This window comes from Cloacibacillus evryensis DSM 19522 (assembly GCF_000585335.1).
GTDB lineage: Bacteria > Synergistota > Synergistia > Synergistales > Synergistaceae > Cloacibacillus > Cloacibacillus evryensis.
The window spans coordinates 1,054,102-1,070,959 of record NZ_KK073872.1 but is presented as its reverse complement, the minus strand read 5'-3'; the positions used below and the strand labels follow the sequence as shown (position 1 = coordinate 1,070,959).

Genomic DNA, 16,858 nt, shown 5'->3' with positions numbered 1-16,858 from the left:
TATGGTGACCGAAACAGGGAGAGGCAAGGTCTCGGAACAACCTGTCCCGTTACTGTAAACAGGTGACAATATGCAGGAGCATTTCTACACTACCTTGGGGGGGCAGTTGATTTTTCAATCGGCCTCATAGTAAACCCACGCTGGGAAAAGGTCGTATTGCTTGACGGTTTTGGAAAACCATTCTGTAACGTCGGAATAGTTGATTGAATTACCCGCGCAAAGGCGCAATAGCCCCCGTTCAAACCATTTGTCATAAGGGATTTTGTCTTGCTGTACGCGCTCTTGCAGACGGTCGGCGGGCAGGAAATACATTTGCGTTATGTACTTCTTATCGTCCCCGCGCTTCATAAATAACAGGCTTGCGGCGGTTAGGTCGGTTGTGATTGACAGGTCAACGCCGCCTATACAGTACGCGCCCCGGAAGTCGTCAAGGGTGAATATTTCCTCGTTGTTTATATCGTCAAAGGAAAGCCACGCCGTTTTTACCGTTTCCCGGACGTTTAATCTCAAACTTTTCTAATGATAGGTACTCGTATCTCTAGGATCTGGTAATAGCAACACCTTATAGCAAATTAATATAGTATATGTAAGGTACTATTAATATAAGCTCAAAAAGCTAGTATTTTTCAGCCATAAGAACAATGTTAGGTTCTCATAGTCCCTATAACTGGAAAAGTTTGAGTTTTATTCTTTACAAAGAACGCCCGAAAGTTCGTTGCGGTTCTGCTTTGCCCTCTCTACTTTAGCGGTCAGGTCGTCCAGCTTCTTAATGGAGCATAAAGCCGGGTTCGCCTTAACCCATGCTTTCGGGTTCGTCCATTCCGCGCGGTCGTCCAGTTCATAAAGGATAGGCAGGAAATGAGCGTCTTTTATTACCCCGTCGGCGACTTGTGCCGCATGGTTATACATATCGTCAAAAATGCACTCGCGGACTGTTCCGGCGGTCGTTATCATCACAAGCAAGGGTTGACGGCGGGCGGCTTGGGATTGGCGCATAACCTCGTATAGGTTTCTGTCCCTCACGCCGTGCAGTTCGTCCATAATGCAAAAAGAACAGTTCAAGCCGTCCAACGTGTCAGAGTTCCGCGCCAGCGGCTGGAATTTGGACATAGACGGCGAATAATATAGGTCGGTTTTACGTTTCTTGAAATGCTTCGACAGTTCCGGCGACTGCTTAATCATGTTATGGGCTTCGTCAAACAATAACCGCGCCTGCGCGTATTTGGTCGCTGTGCTGTAAACCTCCGCGCCGCCCTCGCCGTCGGAAGTGAGCATATACAGAGCAAGCCCCGCAAGCAGGGTTGATTTGCCGTTTTTACGCCCCACAAGGAAGAAACTTTCCCGGTATTGCCGTAAGCCCGTTTCAGCGTCCACAAAGCCCAGGGCAACAGCATTTACTTTTTAGCAGCAAATAAGATGTCAAGCAAGACCTCCGGGTTAAGAGCAGCCTTGAACATCATCTTTTTCTTGCTCAAACGACCATATTTCGCTTGGTTCAACAGAGCAAGCGCTTGCTTGCGCAATACGTTCATGTTGAGCGGGGATTTGTCTTTTCTCGCTCTTGACGCGTCCTCGCGGAATATTACGTCTAAACACCAGTGCAGTTGGTTTTCTATCGACCAGTGCTTTCTTACCGCATTGGCAAACTCGCCTATGTCTGTCAAAGATGTAATAAAGTACCTCGTAAATTCCCGTTCCTCTTCTTTTTCATACACTATTGATTTTACCGCTCCGACTGACATGAGGTTTTTCCACTCTTTGCGCTGTTCAAGCCATGATATATCCGTAAACAGCTTATATTCGCGGCTCTCTATCCTGCCATGCCCCTTATCGATCGTTTTTATCACTTCAGACTCCTTGCCAAATGTTTTAAAATACAGGACGACGTCATCATGCAGGGCACGCTGATTTTCTTTCAGCCCTATCACGTAGTCAGCTCTTTTGTCGCTTATCTTCTCGACTATTTTCTTCTGGCAGCTCATGGCGTCCGCCGTCACGATCGCCCCGTTTACGTCTATCAATTCAAGAAGCTCAGGTACCGCAGTTATTTCGTTTGTTTTTTCAGGGACGGTTATTTCACCAAGTGTGATTTGATTTTCAGCGACAAATGCACTCACCACATGATACGCCATATGTCCGGCATTGCCGCTGCCGCGTATGGTTTTCCCGTCAACGGCTATTACCGCGCGCTTTTCACGTTCAATATCAAGCCAATTTGAAAGGCTCTTTGACAGTTCTGTTGGATTCAAGCGTTCAAAGACACGACGGGATGTCTCGCTGTCGGGGATCCCGTTTGGAAGCTCAAGAAAATTACGCAGCCATTCTTCGCGTTCTATACCCAATTCCTCCATATCGGCATAGTCTTCGCCTCCGCATATTGTCGCGCATAACCCGATGATTATGATATCTTCAAGCTTGTGGCGTATGCTGCCATGGCTTGTTCGTCTTGGTTCCGTGATATTCTGGATTTCTTCTTTTAATGTTTTTATTTCCATCTCTATAGTTTTTCGCTAACTATGTAAAAAGTAAATGCTGTTGCCCTGGTCAAAGACCCGATTTTCATTGACTAATGCGTTTTGTTTGTCTATAATAGATTATAGCAAACGATAGCGTATAAATCAAGTTTAGTTTGCGCTTCTTAGCAATGTTCAAGTAAAGCGACATTTTGGGAGGAAAAGCCTATGTCGAAAACAAACGATACGCCGCCGATTGATAAGTACAACGCTCTATTCGCAACGTCATTACGCGCCTTTATGGACGCGCACCCGGACACGGGCGAAAAGACGACGCAAAAAGCCCTTGCGGACTATTTAGGTGTTCGCCCTCAAACGGTTTCTTATTATTGCACGGGGGAAAGCCTGCCGAATTGTGAGCAGCTTTTAAGGATTGCGGACTTTTTCGGCGTTACCTGTGATTTCCTTATGACAGGTCGGCGTATAGAAAATAAGCCCGTGCGTGAATTGCTCGGGCTTTCGGAAAATACCGTCCAGAATATGAAGTTAGTCAAAGAGGGGTATTTTGAAGATAGCCCCTATATGCTCGCCGCGCTTGATACATTGCTCGGGGACAAGGATTTCTATTTGTCCATGGAACAGGCGGCGAATTGGTACGGACAAAAGGAGCAAGCCCCCGACGACATGAAAGAATTCTGCGAATGGAAAGCGGCGCAATATATGCAGGGTTTTTTACTTGAATTCTTTGCTCGTAATTTGCGGGCTATCTATGAACAGATGAGGGGGAATGAGTAAATGGCAAGCATACGAAAACGCGGCGAAACATTCACCATAACCGCCTATATGGGTTATGACGATACGGGCAAGCAGCAAAAAAAAACTACTACCTTTCGCCCGCCGGACGGCGTGACAAACGGGAAAGCGGAAAAACTCGCAAAAGAATTCGCCGTCAAGTGGGAAGATAAGATACGGGGTTTTGTCGCCCTTGATGAAAATAGGACGCTTTCAGAATTGGCGCAATGGTATTATGAAACAATCGCCCCGAATACCTTAAAGCCGAATATTCTTAAAGGCTATATGCAGGGGATATATAACCATGTCATACCGCGCATAGGGCGGGTCAAGCTGAAAGACATAACCCCGCAAATGCTCGACAGCCTTTTCCGCGAATTGCAGACAAGCGGCAATCTTGAACGCTCGTTCCGATTGCGGGACAATACGCTGTTTGACGACTACGGCAAAGAGAAATTTCTAAAGGACAAGGGGCTTGAACGCGGTACATTTTATAGAATTCTTCGCGGCGAAACTTGCAGGCAGAAAACCGCCGAAAAGATAGCCGCCGCCCTCGGCATGACGCTTGAAAAGGTTTTTGACGATGTGACAGAGAATAAAGGAATGACAGGTGCGTCAGTGAATAAGATAAAACTAAACCTTTCCGCGATATTTACGGCAGCTTGCCGAAAAGAGATAATGCGCCGTAACCCCTGCAAGTTGGTAACGCCGCCAAAAGTGGATACTGCGCCCGCCGCTTTCCTCGATGAAGAACAGGCAAAAGCCCTTTTGACAGCTTGCCACGAACAAAGCGACTTTCAGCTTGAAGTCATTATTAACCTGTTTTTAGCTACGGGGTATTCGTGCGGGGGAATTAACTGCGTTACATTGGGACGACTTGGACGGCAAAACGGGCGTGTTATTTGTACAACATACGCTTGTTAGAATGAACGGGCAGTTTGTACGGCAGACAACAAAAACCGCCGACAGCACAAGGCGAATTGTACTTCCGGCGTATATACTGAAATTGTTAGCCGAACATAGGGAGCGTCAAAAGGAATACCGGGCTTCGCTTCGGGAATTATGGAAAAATCCCGACGACATAATCTTTACAAACCTGCACGGGGACTATCTGAACGGCATAAACTTAAACCGCAAGTTAAAGGACATTGTAAAAGCCGCCGGACTTCCAGACATACACCTGCATAGCCTGCGCCATACTCACGCAAGTTTACTGATAAATTCCGACGTAACGGTAAGGGTCATAGCGGACAGGTTAGGGCATAGCACAACAAAAACCACGCTCGACACATACAGCCACGTTTTCGCCGCAAGTGAAGTTAAAGCAATGCAAGCCGTGGAAATGGCGCTGTTCAAACAAGAAGAATAAAGCAAAAGCGACAAAGGATAACCGCCTGTGAGCGGCTATATTTTGTCGCTTGTTTGTCGCTTAAACCTACTAAAAGTCGCTTATTTATGCTCGATGATACTAAATCATAAGTTGCGGAATACCTTGATATAATAGGCTTTTCTCGAACATTCTAAGGGATACTATATTACTATGTTAGTCTGATAAAGAGCCTCTCATCACATACGAATTGAGTATCGGCCTGGGGGAGAAAAAACTTCTCGTCGTCAAAAAAGAAATTCTGCGTTTTAGAAGAGGGCAGACTGGCGCCCCCTGGAAAGTGCTGGAGTTCGCCGTAGGTGAGGGAACAGCCGCGGCAGGGGAATTAAAAAGCTATCCGGACGTAAAAATCGCGGAACGTTCAAAACAAAAACTTGATTCCCCGGACATCCTGGCAATCAAAGGGTTGGGGCAGTTTAAAGAATTTACCGCCGTCTCCACCCGCGCCGGCTGATAGAAGATTGGTACGTCTCCGATTTCCATATCGAAGACGCGCGTGACAGAAAAGACGCGGGGTACAGCGAGAGGTTATCCAAAACAGGAGACAACCTCGCCTTGGTCGCAAAATACCTTTATGAAAACCACAGAGAAAAATTTGATGAGATACTCGCGAAAATGAAACAGCGCGTACCCGGCGTCACCGGCATCGAGGCCGAGGAAACTTCCGACGGATATATCGTTCTGCGTTTCCAGGACGGTAAATTAAAAAATCCCTTCTCCTCACGCTTTGTATCAGACGGGACCATAAAGATGTTTACCTACCTGGTGCTGCTGAGCGACCCGGAGCCGCATGCCCTTCTCTGCGTCAAAGAGCCGGAAAATCAACTCTATCCACAGCTATTAAAAGAACTGGCGGAGGAATTCAGGCTTTACTCAAACGCGGGGGGCCAGGTTTTCATCTCGTCGCACTCGCCGGATTTTCTGAACGCAATCGACATCGACGAACTCTACTATATGGTCAAGCAGGACGGCTTTACAAAAGTATACAAAACTTCGGAAGACGAGCAGGTAAAAGAACTCTACGAAGGCGGAGACAAACTGGTATACCTTTGGAATCAGGGATTGCTCGCGAACAATGCGGCCTGGCGCAAGGGTTCTCTGACCACAGAGGAAAAACAAACTAGATGAGGATCGTCTTTTTGCTCGAGGAGGATCGTCTTTTTGCTCGAGGAGGAATCAATGAAACAGACGCTTGACATTATCCTCCCACAAATATTATCTGAAGACACAAGCTTTATCACGATCCCGCATCAAGGCTGCGGAGACTTAAGAATATCCGTGGAAAACAAGTTAAAGAGCTGGCGCGGTGATGACATGCGTTTCGTCATCGTTCACGATAAGGACAACAAAGACTGCCGCCTTCTCAAACAGGAGCTTGCTAAGATATGCAAACCATACAACCGAAAGGTGCTGATCAGAATCGCTTGCCAGGAACTGGAAGCTTGGTATTTCGGCGATTTAAAAGCCGTTTCCGCGGCGTATGGTAAAAATTTATCGCCGCTTGCGAATAAAAACAAATACCGCTATCCCGACAACATTCGCAATCCAAAAGAACTATTGCGGCGGCTGATCCCCGAACATCAACAAATATCAGGAGCCAAGCGCATAGCCTGCCACATGGATCTGTCAGCCAATAGCTCGGCAAGCTTCAATACTTTCATCAACGGCGTGCGGCGTTTGGAAAATACAGATAACGTATAATACCATCTCGCCTTGCTGGCGAGACATTACTGGGGCTTGTTGAGCCCATGATGTTCCCGCCTATAAATATATGGCTGTCAACTGGCATCTCGGGGCCTATAGGTTTTGTTTTTTCTCCGCTTGTAAAGCCCGATCGAGTAGGAGGCCTCCCATTAATTGAAAGGCTGCCCACATCACACTATTGCTCTACGTATAGTTCTGTACATGGCGGTTCAGCAACTTGTGTGTATCCTTTTGTATGCCCCGGATACGTCATAAAAACCAACGATGCCTGCGAGATGTTTTCAACCTATCTCCCGCACGGACAGACCTCTTTCTTATGGTTTTCCGCCTTCATCGCGATATCATGCCTCTTTTCTTTAGGGCTTGTTACTGTTCAGTTCCTATGGTATGATTTTATTATTCATTATTAAACGATGTTTTACATAACATATGCAACGCAAACACACCCAGCATTGAAATAATAAGAAAGAACGCCGCGTAAGATGATACGTAAGTTATATCTATTAAATTATCATATTCCTGAATAAATACCCCGGAGAACCATTGGCTGAATAACACAGCCAAAAAGAGGATCACATTGTTGGCGCCGGTAACTGTTCCTACTAAATCTGGCCCCACGATCTTGTAGAGATAAATATTACAGAGCACGTTCGTCATACCAAGGATAACGCCAAGGCATAAGGATAACGACAATAGTAGCGGCCAAGCCAGGCAAAAATCTATACACATAGTCAGAGACAACAATATTGAAATCAAAAGAAGGCATATCCACCTGATGTATTTCGGCGACTTCACTAGGTCGTTCCCATAGCGACCGCAAAGAAACGCTCCAACCAGAACGCCCGAGCCCGCCATGGACATATAGAACCTTGCTGAGCTTACAGCGATATTACCTGACTTTGCAATCCAAGTAACGCCCCACAGCCCTATAAGGTTCATCTGTAAAAGCATCCCCAGGCTCCAGAGAAACAAAATCGATCTCAGCTGAGAAAATCTGCAAATTATCATAAACCCCGATAATACTCCGCTTGCTTTTTCTGCCTTTGCGCAACTAATCGTAAAATTCCTGCGCAAGTAATAGAGGGAACATGCAATTAACAGCACAAGAACGGCAAGTGTGCTGTGTATAGCGCGGTATCCATATTTATCAACGGCAACTCCTAATGGCGTAATTGAAACAACCCCGCCAAAGTGACCAAGCATTATTGTATATCCCATTAATTTTGAAAAAATACTCGGGGAAAATGCTTTTGCCTGAAAAACCATTATCCCACAAAACGTAGGGCCAGCCCCTATTCCAATCAAAAACCTAGCAAAACAGAGTGATGTCGTCGATCGCGCGATTGCAAACAAAAATAATCCAAAGGCAAATATTGCTAATCCACAACTTTCAATAAACAACGGTCCCTTTTCATCGCACATTTTTCCGCAAAAGGGTTGAGTTACCGTATACCCATAAAAAAACATTCCAGAAACAAGCCCGATTGCAGACGGTGTCAAAACTATCGAAGCTGCTACATGGGGCAAGATAACGCCACTGGACGTCCGTAAAAAACATGCGAGAAAATATGAGAAGGCCAATAAGCAATAGATAAAATAATTGATAGCATCGCTATTTGTTTTTCGCATATACGCTATTCCTTTCTCACGCATTCACTCAACGACACAGAAAGAGTAGCCTATCCATTTAATAGCTTAGAACACGCCTTGCAAGGCATGTTCTAAGCTATACTATAAGGGAAAGGTGGATAGCTTAATTAAAGTCACCCAAGAATATGGGTGTGTCTGCTTTGATAGAGACAGCATCCTCTGGGCAGAGCGACGGGCAAAGTCCGCATCCTTCGCATTTATTGCTATCAATGACGGCTTTTGCATCTTCGCCTTCTCCGGTCATGGTTATTGCGTCCTTAAAACACCAGTTCGGGCAGAGTCCGCATCCGTTACACTTCTCGGGATCGACGGAACTGCATGGCCTAATATCACGGTTAACCTTGTCCCATGTGACGATCTGCGGAAGGGTTTTGCCAATGATATCCTTTGCGGCGGAAATGTTGTTTTCGATAAGATAATTTTCAAAACCATCTAGGATATCCTTAATGACGCCGAATTTTTTGCCGCCGTATATTATCGCGGTGCAGACCTGAACAGTCGTTGCGCCAACCATCATTGCTTTGGCAAAGTCCTCCCATGTATAAATTCCGTTCGTCGCTGAGATCGGTATATTGTGTTCCTTAGCGATCTTCGCGACCCATTTAAGCATGATCGGCCTCATCCACGGACCGCCAACCCCAGCATACGCAGAATGGAGGATAGGCCGCCCTGTTTTTATATCGATATCCAATGACGAATATCTGTTGATTACTGTAACGCCGCTCGCTCCTGCCGCTTTGACCTTACCGGCGGACTCAACAATATTGACAGCTTCTCCCGTAAGTTTCGTAAACACTGGGATTTTAACTGCGTTTACAACGGCATTTACAACTTCCGCGGCAGCATCAGGCGAATTGCCAAGTACCTGGCCGCTCTTATATCCAAGATCCTTGGGGTGCGGACAGCCAAAATTCAGTTCTATCATCGGCACACCGATATCTTCCATCTTTTTGGCGAGCTCCTGCCAGTTCGGGATGGAAACCCCGGATATGCTGCCTACCAACGTCGTATTGTATTCGTCGCATACTTTTTTAGCCTCAACCATCTGGGGCCACCATTCTTCAGTGTTGTAAGTGCAGAGGAACTCAGCTGAATAATTTGAATAGATATTTGGCCACCCAGACTTGTGAAGTATCGTAAAGCGCGGGTTGCTGTATTGCTGCGCAAGCGGTTCAGGGCTGATAGTTTTGCTGATCAAGCCGCCGGCGCCGGCTTCGCAGCATTTCCGCATATACTCGGCGTTCTTCGTCGGAGTCGCGGAGGCAACGATAAGGGGGTTTTTAAAGTTTACGCCGCAATATTCAACTTGCATATTTGGTTTCATGTTCATACATTCTCCTTTTGCCATTAAGGCTTATTTTATTTCCCAAAAATTTGTTTTTACTATAACGAATGACTTTTATTTACCCGCTAGAGATTTTATATCTTTCTGTGCGGCATCAAAAAGCTGTTTGCTCGTCTCTCCCTGAGCTTTATACAAATCCCAAACAGAGCGTGATTTGTCTATAAATTCCTTTCTCTCCGAGTCATTAAGTCGATAGATTTTCAGGCCCTTTTTTCCAAGTCTCTCGATACACGCCTCTTCATCTGCGACAAGGTAATCTCTCTGAGCTTTTATATTCGCAGCCGCTGCCTTAGAGACGATTTCTTTTTCTTCGTCCGTCAACGACTTCCACCATTTTTCGTTGGCAACCTGAAGCCCAAGGAAGTTACAATGGTAAGTTACAGTAAAGCCCTTCTGTACCTCATACCATTTGACTCTCTCAGTTCCATGGGCGGTGTTCTCCCCTCCGTCGGCAACCCCCTGTTGCAGAGCGGTATAGACCTCACTGAAATCTATCGGCGTAGGAACGGCACCCCAGGCCTTCATTTCCGCTACCAGAAGTTTTGAAGGGAGTATGCGCATTTTCATACCACTCATATCGTTAACATTATGGATGACCTTATTTGTCGTATGGAACTGTTTAAACCCGTACGATGAAAATCCCAGGAAATGCAGCCCCATCCTCTCATTCAAGTATTTACCGATCGCCTTTGATACAGAGGCATCCAACACTTTCCAGTTATCCTTGTAATTACCTGGAAGGAAAAATGGAAGGTCGGTGATATTGATTTCAGGGACGATTCCGCTGACAGCGGAAGCTGCGGCATAGACAATATCCATTCCGCCGGACTGCGCCGCGTCGAAGTGTGCCTTTACGCTACCAAGCTGTGCTCCGGTAAATGTCTGGACCTTTATCTTACCTCCCGAAAGCTTATCAATCTGTTCAATAAAAACTTTTAACCCCACGCCTCCGACATCATCCATAGGAACAGTCATTGCATATTTGATTGTTTTAATCTTGATATCCGCCGAGGCCTGCCCCGCAAAAAACACTCCAGCCAACGCAACCGCCGCCATAATTCCCGCAAAACACTTTCTCATTACAATCTTCCTCTCTATGTTTTATTTGTGATACTTGCCTACATCGTTCCAAGCACGCTCTGGCTGCCAACGTAACCGGTCAATTTAGGTATAAGCAGACTTATGTCAGGAATATATGTTATTAACAAAAGGGTTATTATATTAATGATTATAAACGGTAGAACAGCACTATATATCCCAGACATTTTTAAATCTGATATAGTTTTAGAAACAAACAAGTTCAGGCCAAACGGTGGAGTGAACATACCTATCGCAAAATTCGATACGGCTACAGCACCTAAATGGACGGGATCTATTCCCATTGACAGCGCGGGTCTGTAAAATAGCGGCGCCATTATAGTAATTGCCGCGCTGCCATCAATGAACATGCCCAAAATTAAAAACACTATGTTTAATATGAGCAAAAATACGTACGGAGAATTAACTACTTCCACTAAATGAGCCATAAACATTTGAGGAACGTACGTAACTGTAAACGCCCAGCCAAAAAGCGCCGCCGCTCCCAAGAGGATCATAAGCTGCGATATTGTAACGCTTGAGCGCAGCAAAGCTTTGATCAACCCTTTAAAAGTCAGCTCTTTGTATATAACGGACGTTACAAAAGCCGCATACACAACAGAAACTCCGGCCGCTTCTGTCGGTGTGAACATGCCGCTCATTATCCCACCCATAATGATTATGGGAACACCTAAAGCCCACGACGCATCCTTCGTTGCCTTCCACTTTTCATCCCAAGTAGCAGATTTTGAGAGTGGAATGTTATTTTTCCTTGCGTACCAATAGCTATAGAGTAATACTCCGGCGCCGTAGACAAGCCCCGCGCCAAAACCAGCCATAAACAAAGCTCCGATTGAAACGCCAGTAACCGCTCCGTAAACGATAAATGTAATGCTTGGCGGAATAAGAATTGCAACCGATCCTGCTGATGTAATCAGACCAGTCGAAAACTTCGGACCATACCCGCTTTTCACCAATTGGGGATACATCATCGTGCCTATAGCGGAAACAGTCGCTGGGCTGGAACCTGAAAGAGCTCCAAAAAACATGCTGCTCGCTTCCGTCGTCAGCGCGAGGCTTCCGTGAAATCCCCCAATAAACACATCCGCAAAATCCAATATCCTTTTTGAAAGACCGCCTACGATCATGATATCTGCGGCAAGAATATAGAATGGCATTGACATGAGAGAAAATTTATCCATACCGTCAAAGAGTCTCTGCATTGCAATGACTATATCGTAGTTACCAAAAGCAAGCATTGCAGTAATTGTCGAAAGCGACATGGAAATAAAAATCGGTACGCCTAACGCCATCGCCGCAAGCAATATTGTTATGAGGCATGCTAACATAGTATCATCCTCCTACTTTTCATTTTTCAAGACACAGATGAGCTCTTGAACGGAACGATATATCACCAACAGCGACCCGATCAGCAGGGGAGAATATGGAATTATGATCGGAATATCCATGGCAAGAGTATGTTCATTCATCTTCCAGCTCATAAGCAGCAACTTCGAGGAAGCAAAAGTCATCACCATACCAAATATTATTTGAATTGCAAATATGACGATATGCAATATCCGTTTTGATGACTCTGATGACATCTGAAGAAGCAGATCGACAGATATTGTGGCGTTGTTGCGAATTCCCATGCCAAGGCCTATCATGGTAACGTAAATGATAAGATACCTGACCGCTTCATCGCTCCAAGCAAAACCAGTCCTAAAACAATACCGCAACACAACATTGACAAAGAGAACCACAACCGACATTGAAAGCGCAATTAAACATGTTGCTTCTTCAAATCTGTCAACAAACTTACATAACATTGATTTCTTCATAACGATCATCATCCCTTTCTGAATCAATTTTTTCTTGAATCGCTGCCAGCATTTTTTCCGGTGTAATTGGCAAACTGCGTATGCGGACGCCGACAGCGTCATAAATAGCATTCGCAACTGCGGGAGCAATCGATGTCAGCGCAGGTTCGCCAAGCCCTTTTGCTCCGTAAGGGCCATTGGGATCATCCGATTCAATCAACAGTGAAATAAGCGGGGGCATGTCGGTCATTCTTGGCATACTGCCGTGCTTAAAGCTCTGATTGGCCACAGTTCCATTCTTCTCAATCATAGATTCATACAGGGCAAAACCTAATCCCATCGCCACCGCGCCGTGGACTTGCCCTTCCGCCATCATTGGATTTATCGCCCGCCCCAGATCATGTGAAGAGACCACATTCAACAATTTTATTTCGCCAGTCTCACGATTGACGGCAAGCTCAACGATCTGTGTAACAAACGGATAGGCGCAGGAAACGTTTCCAACTTTTGTTATGGGGTCAACCATACTGACGTTGGGCGGCTGAAAACTGCCATGCCCTATTATGGTAGCTCCAGCCTGTTCGTAGGATGCCAATTCTGACGCTTCGGCAAAATTTATCAACTCGCCGTTTGAACTGTAAATCACACCCTCTTTAACGCTCAGTTGATCCAGTTGAGAATGGAGATGCTTAGCCGCCGATTCAAACAATATCCTCCTTGCGTCGATAGCGGCGTTCTTCACCGCATTACCTCCCAGAGTGGTGACTCTGTCGCCAAAAGTCCCCATTCCATGCGGGCAAGTTTCCGTATCCATGTCCGCGACAGATACCCAATCTACCGGTATCCCCAGCTCTTCTGCCGCAATCATCGCAAAGACAGTTTTGCACCCCTGTCCCATATCAACTTCTCCTGGAAATATGGTTACGCGACCTTCTTCATTAATGCGTACTAATGCTGAAGATCCATCAAAGAAGGGCAAAAAAGTCCTATTGCCAGATACGTGGAGGCATGAGGCAATACCAATACCTTTGCTCCATTTATCGTTGTGAGTAAGCTGATATTCTTTCTTCTTTTCAGACCATTTCGCCGCTTCCACGCTCTGTTTTATACAGTCGGAAAAACCGCAGCTTCCAAACCACCAATTATGCGGCGTAATGTCATCTTTTTGACTTGCATTCATCAAACGAAGTCCTGCCGGGTCAATACCGAGTTTTACGGCAGCCTCATCTATCAACGTTTCCTGCGCAAAATGGCTTTGAGGACAGCCAAAGCCACGAAAAGCACCCGTTGGCATTGAATTAGTGTAGACCAAATAACTTTCGGTCTTAATATTTTCGATGCGGTATAAATTATCGTTGCGTGTCGTCGCACTGAGTTGTATCCCAATGCCATAGTTCATATAAGCGCCGTTATCACAAACAAGGCGCACTTTTTTGCCAAGGAATTTACCTTCAGCTGACAGAGCCAGCTGCATGCGGAGCTTTATCGGTACTCGGGGCAGAGAGGCCGTCATCTCCTCTTGGCGCGTATTAACCATTTTCACCGGACGTCCGCTGAATTTTGAAAGCAATGCGCAAAGAGGGTGAAGCTTGTATTCAAGTTTTCCGCCAAAACCGCCGCCTAATGGTAATTGTACCACCTTGACCTGATCGCGCCTTACTCCAAGCGCCTTCGCGTATGTCATTCTTGCAAGCACCGGCGACTGTGTAGGCAGCCAGAAGGTTATCTTATCCCCAATCCATGAAGCCACTCCAGCGTTGGGTTCAAGGTAGCCATGGTGTATCCTGCCGGAAGTGAATTCTCCCGTTACGACCAATGCCGCCTCACCCAGAGCCATTTCTATATCACCGTGACTTACATTCATCACATTGGCGATATTAGATCCAAAGCGCTCATGAATAATAGGGGCGTCAGCCCGCATTGCCTCCTCCGTGTCAAACACCGCCGGCATTTCTTCATAATCAACTTTTATGCGCGAGGCAGCTTCCTGCGCCGCGTCCAACGTGTCCGCGGCAACGACCGCCACTTCATCCCCAACATAGCGAACCTTATCAAATGCCAGTATTTGTTCGTCAAGTTTAGATACGCCAGCAACAGAATAGTACGGCATTTCTATATCTTTTCCTGTAACGACGGCCCTGACACCTTTAACGGCTTTAGCATTGGAGGCATCAATGCCTCTTATGTATGCATGCGGGAATGGGCTGCGCAAGACGGAACCAAAGAGCATTCCCTCAACACTGTAGTCGCTTCCAAAAATTTGTCTGCCTGTAACTTTGTCTACGGCATCAATCAAAGGGTGTGATTTACCTATAACAGAATACACTGCCTATTCCCCTCCTTGATCAAATTTTGTCCGTACAGCAATATCCGCCAAATGCTTTGCAGCAAAACCAACGGCCTTCACGATGTTCTCGTAACCGCTGCAGCGACAAAGATGTCCAACCATAGCGTGGCGTATTTCTTCCGAAGTGGGATCGCTGTTCTCAGAAAGAAACCCCACGGCAGCCATAACCATACCAGGTGTGCAGTACCCGCATTGAATTGCCCCAGCTTCAACGAAAGCCTTTTGCACCGGATGCAGATCATCTGCTTCTGCAAGCCCCTCTATCGTTGTTACGGAATGTCCTTCGGCCTGATGCGCCAGCATCATACATGACAAAACAGCTTTACCGTCCAAAAGGACGGTGCATGAACCACAGTCACCATTGTCGCAGCCTTTTTTAGTCCCTGTAAGGTGCGCGACATTCCTTATAAAATCGAGCAGAGACATGCAGGAGTTGACCTCAGCGCTGTATACTTTTTCATTGATTCTAATAGTTGTCATGAGTTTATTCCTGTCCCGCCCTGTCAATAGCTTCTTGCATTACAGACGGAAGAGCTTTCTTGCGATATCCTTCCGAGAGTTTAAGCGTACCGACAAATTCAATTTCACCGCAAAGAGAATTTATATTATTCCGACAAACATTCTGAAAGGAATATATTTTCTTTGTAGAACCGCCGATTGTCAGGTCATAACTATCGCTGCGGCGCCTAGCTATCACAGATATATATGGAAACCCCATCTTTAACGGTTGGCGAAGTTCAGCCATGCCAAAATGCCCTTTGCACATTCCTTGCAACAGCACTTCGGTCAGCACTTCATTGACGTTAAGGTCTATTCCGCCATCTCCTTTGAAAAAATCTTTTATTAAAACATGGCGTTCTCCTGCGTTGCTTTTGATCACGACAGACGCTCCGTATGCCTTTAAAGGCAACAGCATATCCGCATATGCCGCATTGCGGCAGGGGCGCGTTGAACGGTCTCCTGTCATAGCGCGGCATCCCGGAAGAAAACATACGCCGCAATTTGCTCGCGAGGCACATATATTGCCGCCGATTGTTCCGACGTTACGAACCTCCATAGAGCCTATATTTCCCGCAAACATCACCAGCAGCGGCGCCCAGTCTTTTATAAGCTTGCTATTCACTATCTCAGCAAGCTTCACGCAGGAGCCTATGCGCATATAGTCACCATCAGAACTAATATTACATAGCTCTTTCACACATGAGATATCGAAAACTATTCCGGGACGCGTCATATTGTGCTTGAGCTTCAGCATGAAGTCTGTACCTCCGGCCCAGATTCGCCCATTTCTTTCATTCAAACGCTGGAGCAGTTCATCCGTATCTTTTATTTTTACATACGAAAAATTACGCATCTGAAATATCCCCTTATACCGTCAGGCGGCGATCTTCAAGGACAGGGAATTCTTTTCTGATTCTATATACGCTGCCGGATGATATCTCAGCTCTCACAATCGTCTCTTCGTAGCCGGAAGAAGCGATCACATACCCCCAGGGGTCAACGATCTGGCTGTGTCCTGCAAGGCGTATTCCATGATCCACGCCTGCCGCGTTGCATGAAATCAGATAGCAGGTATTCTCCAACGCTCTGACCTGATTAAGCGCGTTCCACGCCTCAACCCTCGGAAATGGCCAAGCCGACGTAACGAGGAAAAATTCTGCACCTTGTTCGATAACCATCTTTCTGAACAGTTCGGGAAAGCGCAGATCATAGCATGTCGCGAGACCGACACGTCCGAATTCCGTGGAAACTACGGACATCTCTTCTCCTGGGGTAAGAATCTCAGGCTCCCTGCATTTATATGAGAAAAGGTGCATCTTCCTGTACTCCAAAACGTTACGGCCCTCACGGTCGAAAAGTATGCTTGTGTTGTAGTATTTGCCGTTCCTGGCCTCAACAAAGCTGCCTGAATAAACATAGGCGCGAAGCTCTTTGGCCTTATGTGATATCGTTGTGGCCGTTTCCCCCTCAAGACTCTCGCTGGTAGCCTTATACTCATCATAGCTGAAGAAGCCTATGTTCCAGAGCTCTGGAAGGACAATAAGATCATCTCCGGCGCATTTATCCATAAGTTCCAACACATAATTTATTGTCTCTTTTTTACTGCGGGAATTCTTTATTTCTAACTGAATAGAAGATATTTTCATATGGAAAAACCTCCTTTTTGGTAGAACAATTTATAATTCATATCATGCAAAACAGCCTCTAGTACCCCTCCGCCTACCGCCAGAGCTTTATCTGTGATCGAAAAGCAATGTTCCCTTATGTCGCGCGGATCGACGT

Annotated in this window: 17 protein-coding genes; 5 read left to right on the top strand and 12 right to left on the bottom strand. The window is 46.1% G+C overall.

Going from position 1 to position 16,858, the window contains the following annotated elements:
- Nucleotides 1-114: 114 nt before the first annotated feature.
- The 3 genes from CLOEV_RS04625 to CLOEV_RS04615 form a co-directional block, all read right to left on the bottom strand.
- Entirely contained in the window at nucleotides 115-510 is a 396-nt protein-coding gene (locus CLOEV_RS04625) for a terminase TerL endonuclease subunit (RefSeq protein WP_034442190.1), read from the bottom strand.
- Nucleotides 511-684: 174 nt separating this feature from the next.
- Nucleotides 685-1,374, bottom strand: coding sequence for a terminase large subunit domain-containing protein (locus CLOEV_RS04620; protein ID WP_245591106.1), 690 nt, complete (start codon nucleotides 1,372-1,374; stop codon nucleotides 685-687).
- 20 nt (nucleotides 1,375-1,394) lie between these two features.
- Nucleotides 1,395-2,495 (bottom strand): ISAs1 family transposase, encoded by a 1,101-nt coding sequence (locus CLOEV_RS04615; RefSeq protein ID WP_034442187.1) that lies wholly within the window; start codon nucleotides 2,493-2,495, stop codon nucleotides 1,395-1,397.
- A 186-nt stretch (nucleotides 2,496-2,681) separates the two neighbouring features.
- On the opposite strand from CLOEV_RS04615, the gene CLOEV_RS15820 reads away from it, so the two are divergent.
- From CLOEV_RS15820 to CLOEV_RS04590, 5 genes are all read left to right on the top strand, one after another.
- Nucleotides 2,682-3,248 (top strand): helix-turn-helix transcriptional regulator, encoded by a 567-nt coding sequence (locus CLOEV_RS15820; RefSeq protein ID WP_051484894.1) that lies wholly within the window; start codon nucleotides 2,682-2,684, stop codon nucleotides 3,246-3,248.
- Nucleotides 3,249-4,169 (top strand): tyrosine-type recombinase/integrase, encoded by a 921-nt coding sequence (locus CLOEV_RS15815; protein WP_051484893.1) that lies wholly within the window; start codon nucleotides 3,249-3,251, stop codon nucleotides 4,167-4,169. It begins immediately after the preceding gene.
- Nucleotides 4,141-4,614 (top strand): site-specific integrase, encoded by a 474-nt coding sequence (locus CLOEV_RS04600; RefSeq protein WP_245591151.1) that lies wholly within the window; start codon nucleotides 4,141-4,143, stop codon nucleotides 4,612-4,614. The genes CLOEV_RS15815 and CLOEV_RS04600 overlap by 29 nt, the downstream gene beginning before the upstream one ends.
- Nucleotides 4,615-5,055: 441 nt before the next feature.
- Complete coding sequence (locus tag CLOEV_RS15805; RefSeq protein ID WP_084482176.1) at nucleotides 5,056-5,760, top strand: AAA family ATPase; 705 nt, start codon at nucleotides 5,056-5,058, stop codon at nucleotides 5,758-5,760.
- Between the two features lie 51 nt (nucleotides 5,761-5,811).
- The gene (locus CLOEV_RS04590) at nucleotides 5,812-6,333 is read left to right on the top strand and encodes a DUF4276 family protein (protein WP_156938363.1); all 522 of its coding nucleotides are present in this window, start codon (nucleotides 5,812-5,814) and stop codon (nucleotides 6,331-6,333) included.
- Between the two features lie 399 nt (nucleotides 6,334-6,732).
- On the opposite strand, the gene CLOEV_RS16380 is transcribed toward CLOEV_RS04590, so the two are convergent.
- The 9 genes from CLOEV_RS16380 to CLOEV_RS04545 form a co-directional block, all read right to left on the bottom strand.
- A complete protein-coding gene (locus tag CLOEV_RS16380) occupies nucleotides 6,733-7,965 on the bottom strand; it encodes an MFS transporter (protein WP_169732194.1) in 1,233 nt (410 codons plus the stop codon).
- 124 nt (nucleotides 7,966-8,089) lie between these two features.
- A complete protein-coding gene (locus tag CLOEV_RS04580) occupies nucleotides 8,090-9,316 on the bottom strand; it encodes a tRNA-dihydrouridine synthase (protein WP_245591105.1) in 1,227 nt (408 codons plus the stop codon).
- Between the two features lie 69 nt (nucleotides 9,317-9,385).
- Nucleotides 9,386-10,411 carry a TRAP transporter substrate-binding protein gene (locus tag CLOEV_RS04575; RefSeq protein ID WP_034442176.1) on the bottom strand — a complete coding sequence of 342 codons (1,026 nt, stop codon included), beginning with the start codon at nucleotides 10,409-10,411 and terminating at the stop codon, nucleotides 9,386-9,388.
- A 38-nt stretch (nucleotides 10,412-10,449) separates the two neighbouring features.
- Nucleotides 10,450-11,757, bottom strand: coding sequence for a TRAP transporter large permease (locus CLOEV_RS04570; RefSeq protein ID WP_034442173.1), 1,308 nt, complete (start codon nucleotides 11,755-11,757; stop codon nucleotides 10,450-10,452).
- A gap of 12 nt (nucleotides 11,758-11,769) precedes the next feature.
- Nucleotides 11,770-12,249 carry a TRAP transporter small permease gene (locus tag CLOEV_RS04565; protein WP_169732193.1) on the bottom strand — a complete coding sequence of 160 codons (480 nt, stop codon included), beginning with the start codon at nucleotides 12,247-12,249 and terminating at the stop codon, nucleotides 11,770-11,772.
- The gene (locus CLOEV_RS04560) at nucleotides 12,227-14,554 is read right to left on the bottom strand and encodes a xanthine dehydrogenase family protein molybdopterin-binding subunit (protein ID WP_034442168.1); all 2,328 of its coding nucleotides are present in this window, start codon (nucleotides 14,552-14,554) and stop codon (nucleotides 12,227-12,229) included. Before CLOEV_RS04560 ends, CLOEV_RS04565 begins: the two co-directional genes overlap by 23 nt.
- 3 nt (nucleotides 14,555-14,557) lie before the next feature.
- Complete coding sequence (locus CLOEV_RS04555; protein ID WP_051484888.1) at nucleotides 14,558-15,055, bottom strand: (2Fe-2S)-binding protein; 498 nt, start codon at nucleotides 15,053-15,055, stop codon at nucleotides 14,558-14,560.
- Nucleotides 15,056-15,059: 4 nt separating this feature from the next.
- The gene (locus CLOEV_RS04550) at nucleotides 15,060-15,929 is read right to left on the bottom strand and encodes an FAD binding domain-containing protein (protein WP_034442164.1); all 870 of its coding nucleotides are present in this window, start codon (nucleotides 15,927-15,929) and stop codon (nucleotides 15,060-15,062) included.
- Between the two features lie 13 nt (nucleotides 15,930-15,942).
- Nucleotides 15,943-16,722, bottom strand: a complete 780-nt coding sequence (locus tag CLOEV_RS04545) for a carbon-nitrogen family hydrolase (RefSeq protein ID WP_034442161.1) — start codon at nucleotides 16,720-16,722, stop codon at nucleotides 15,943-15,945.
- Nucleotides 16,723-16,858: the final 136 nt, after the last annotated feature.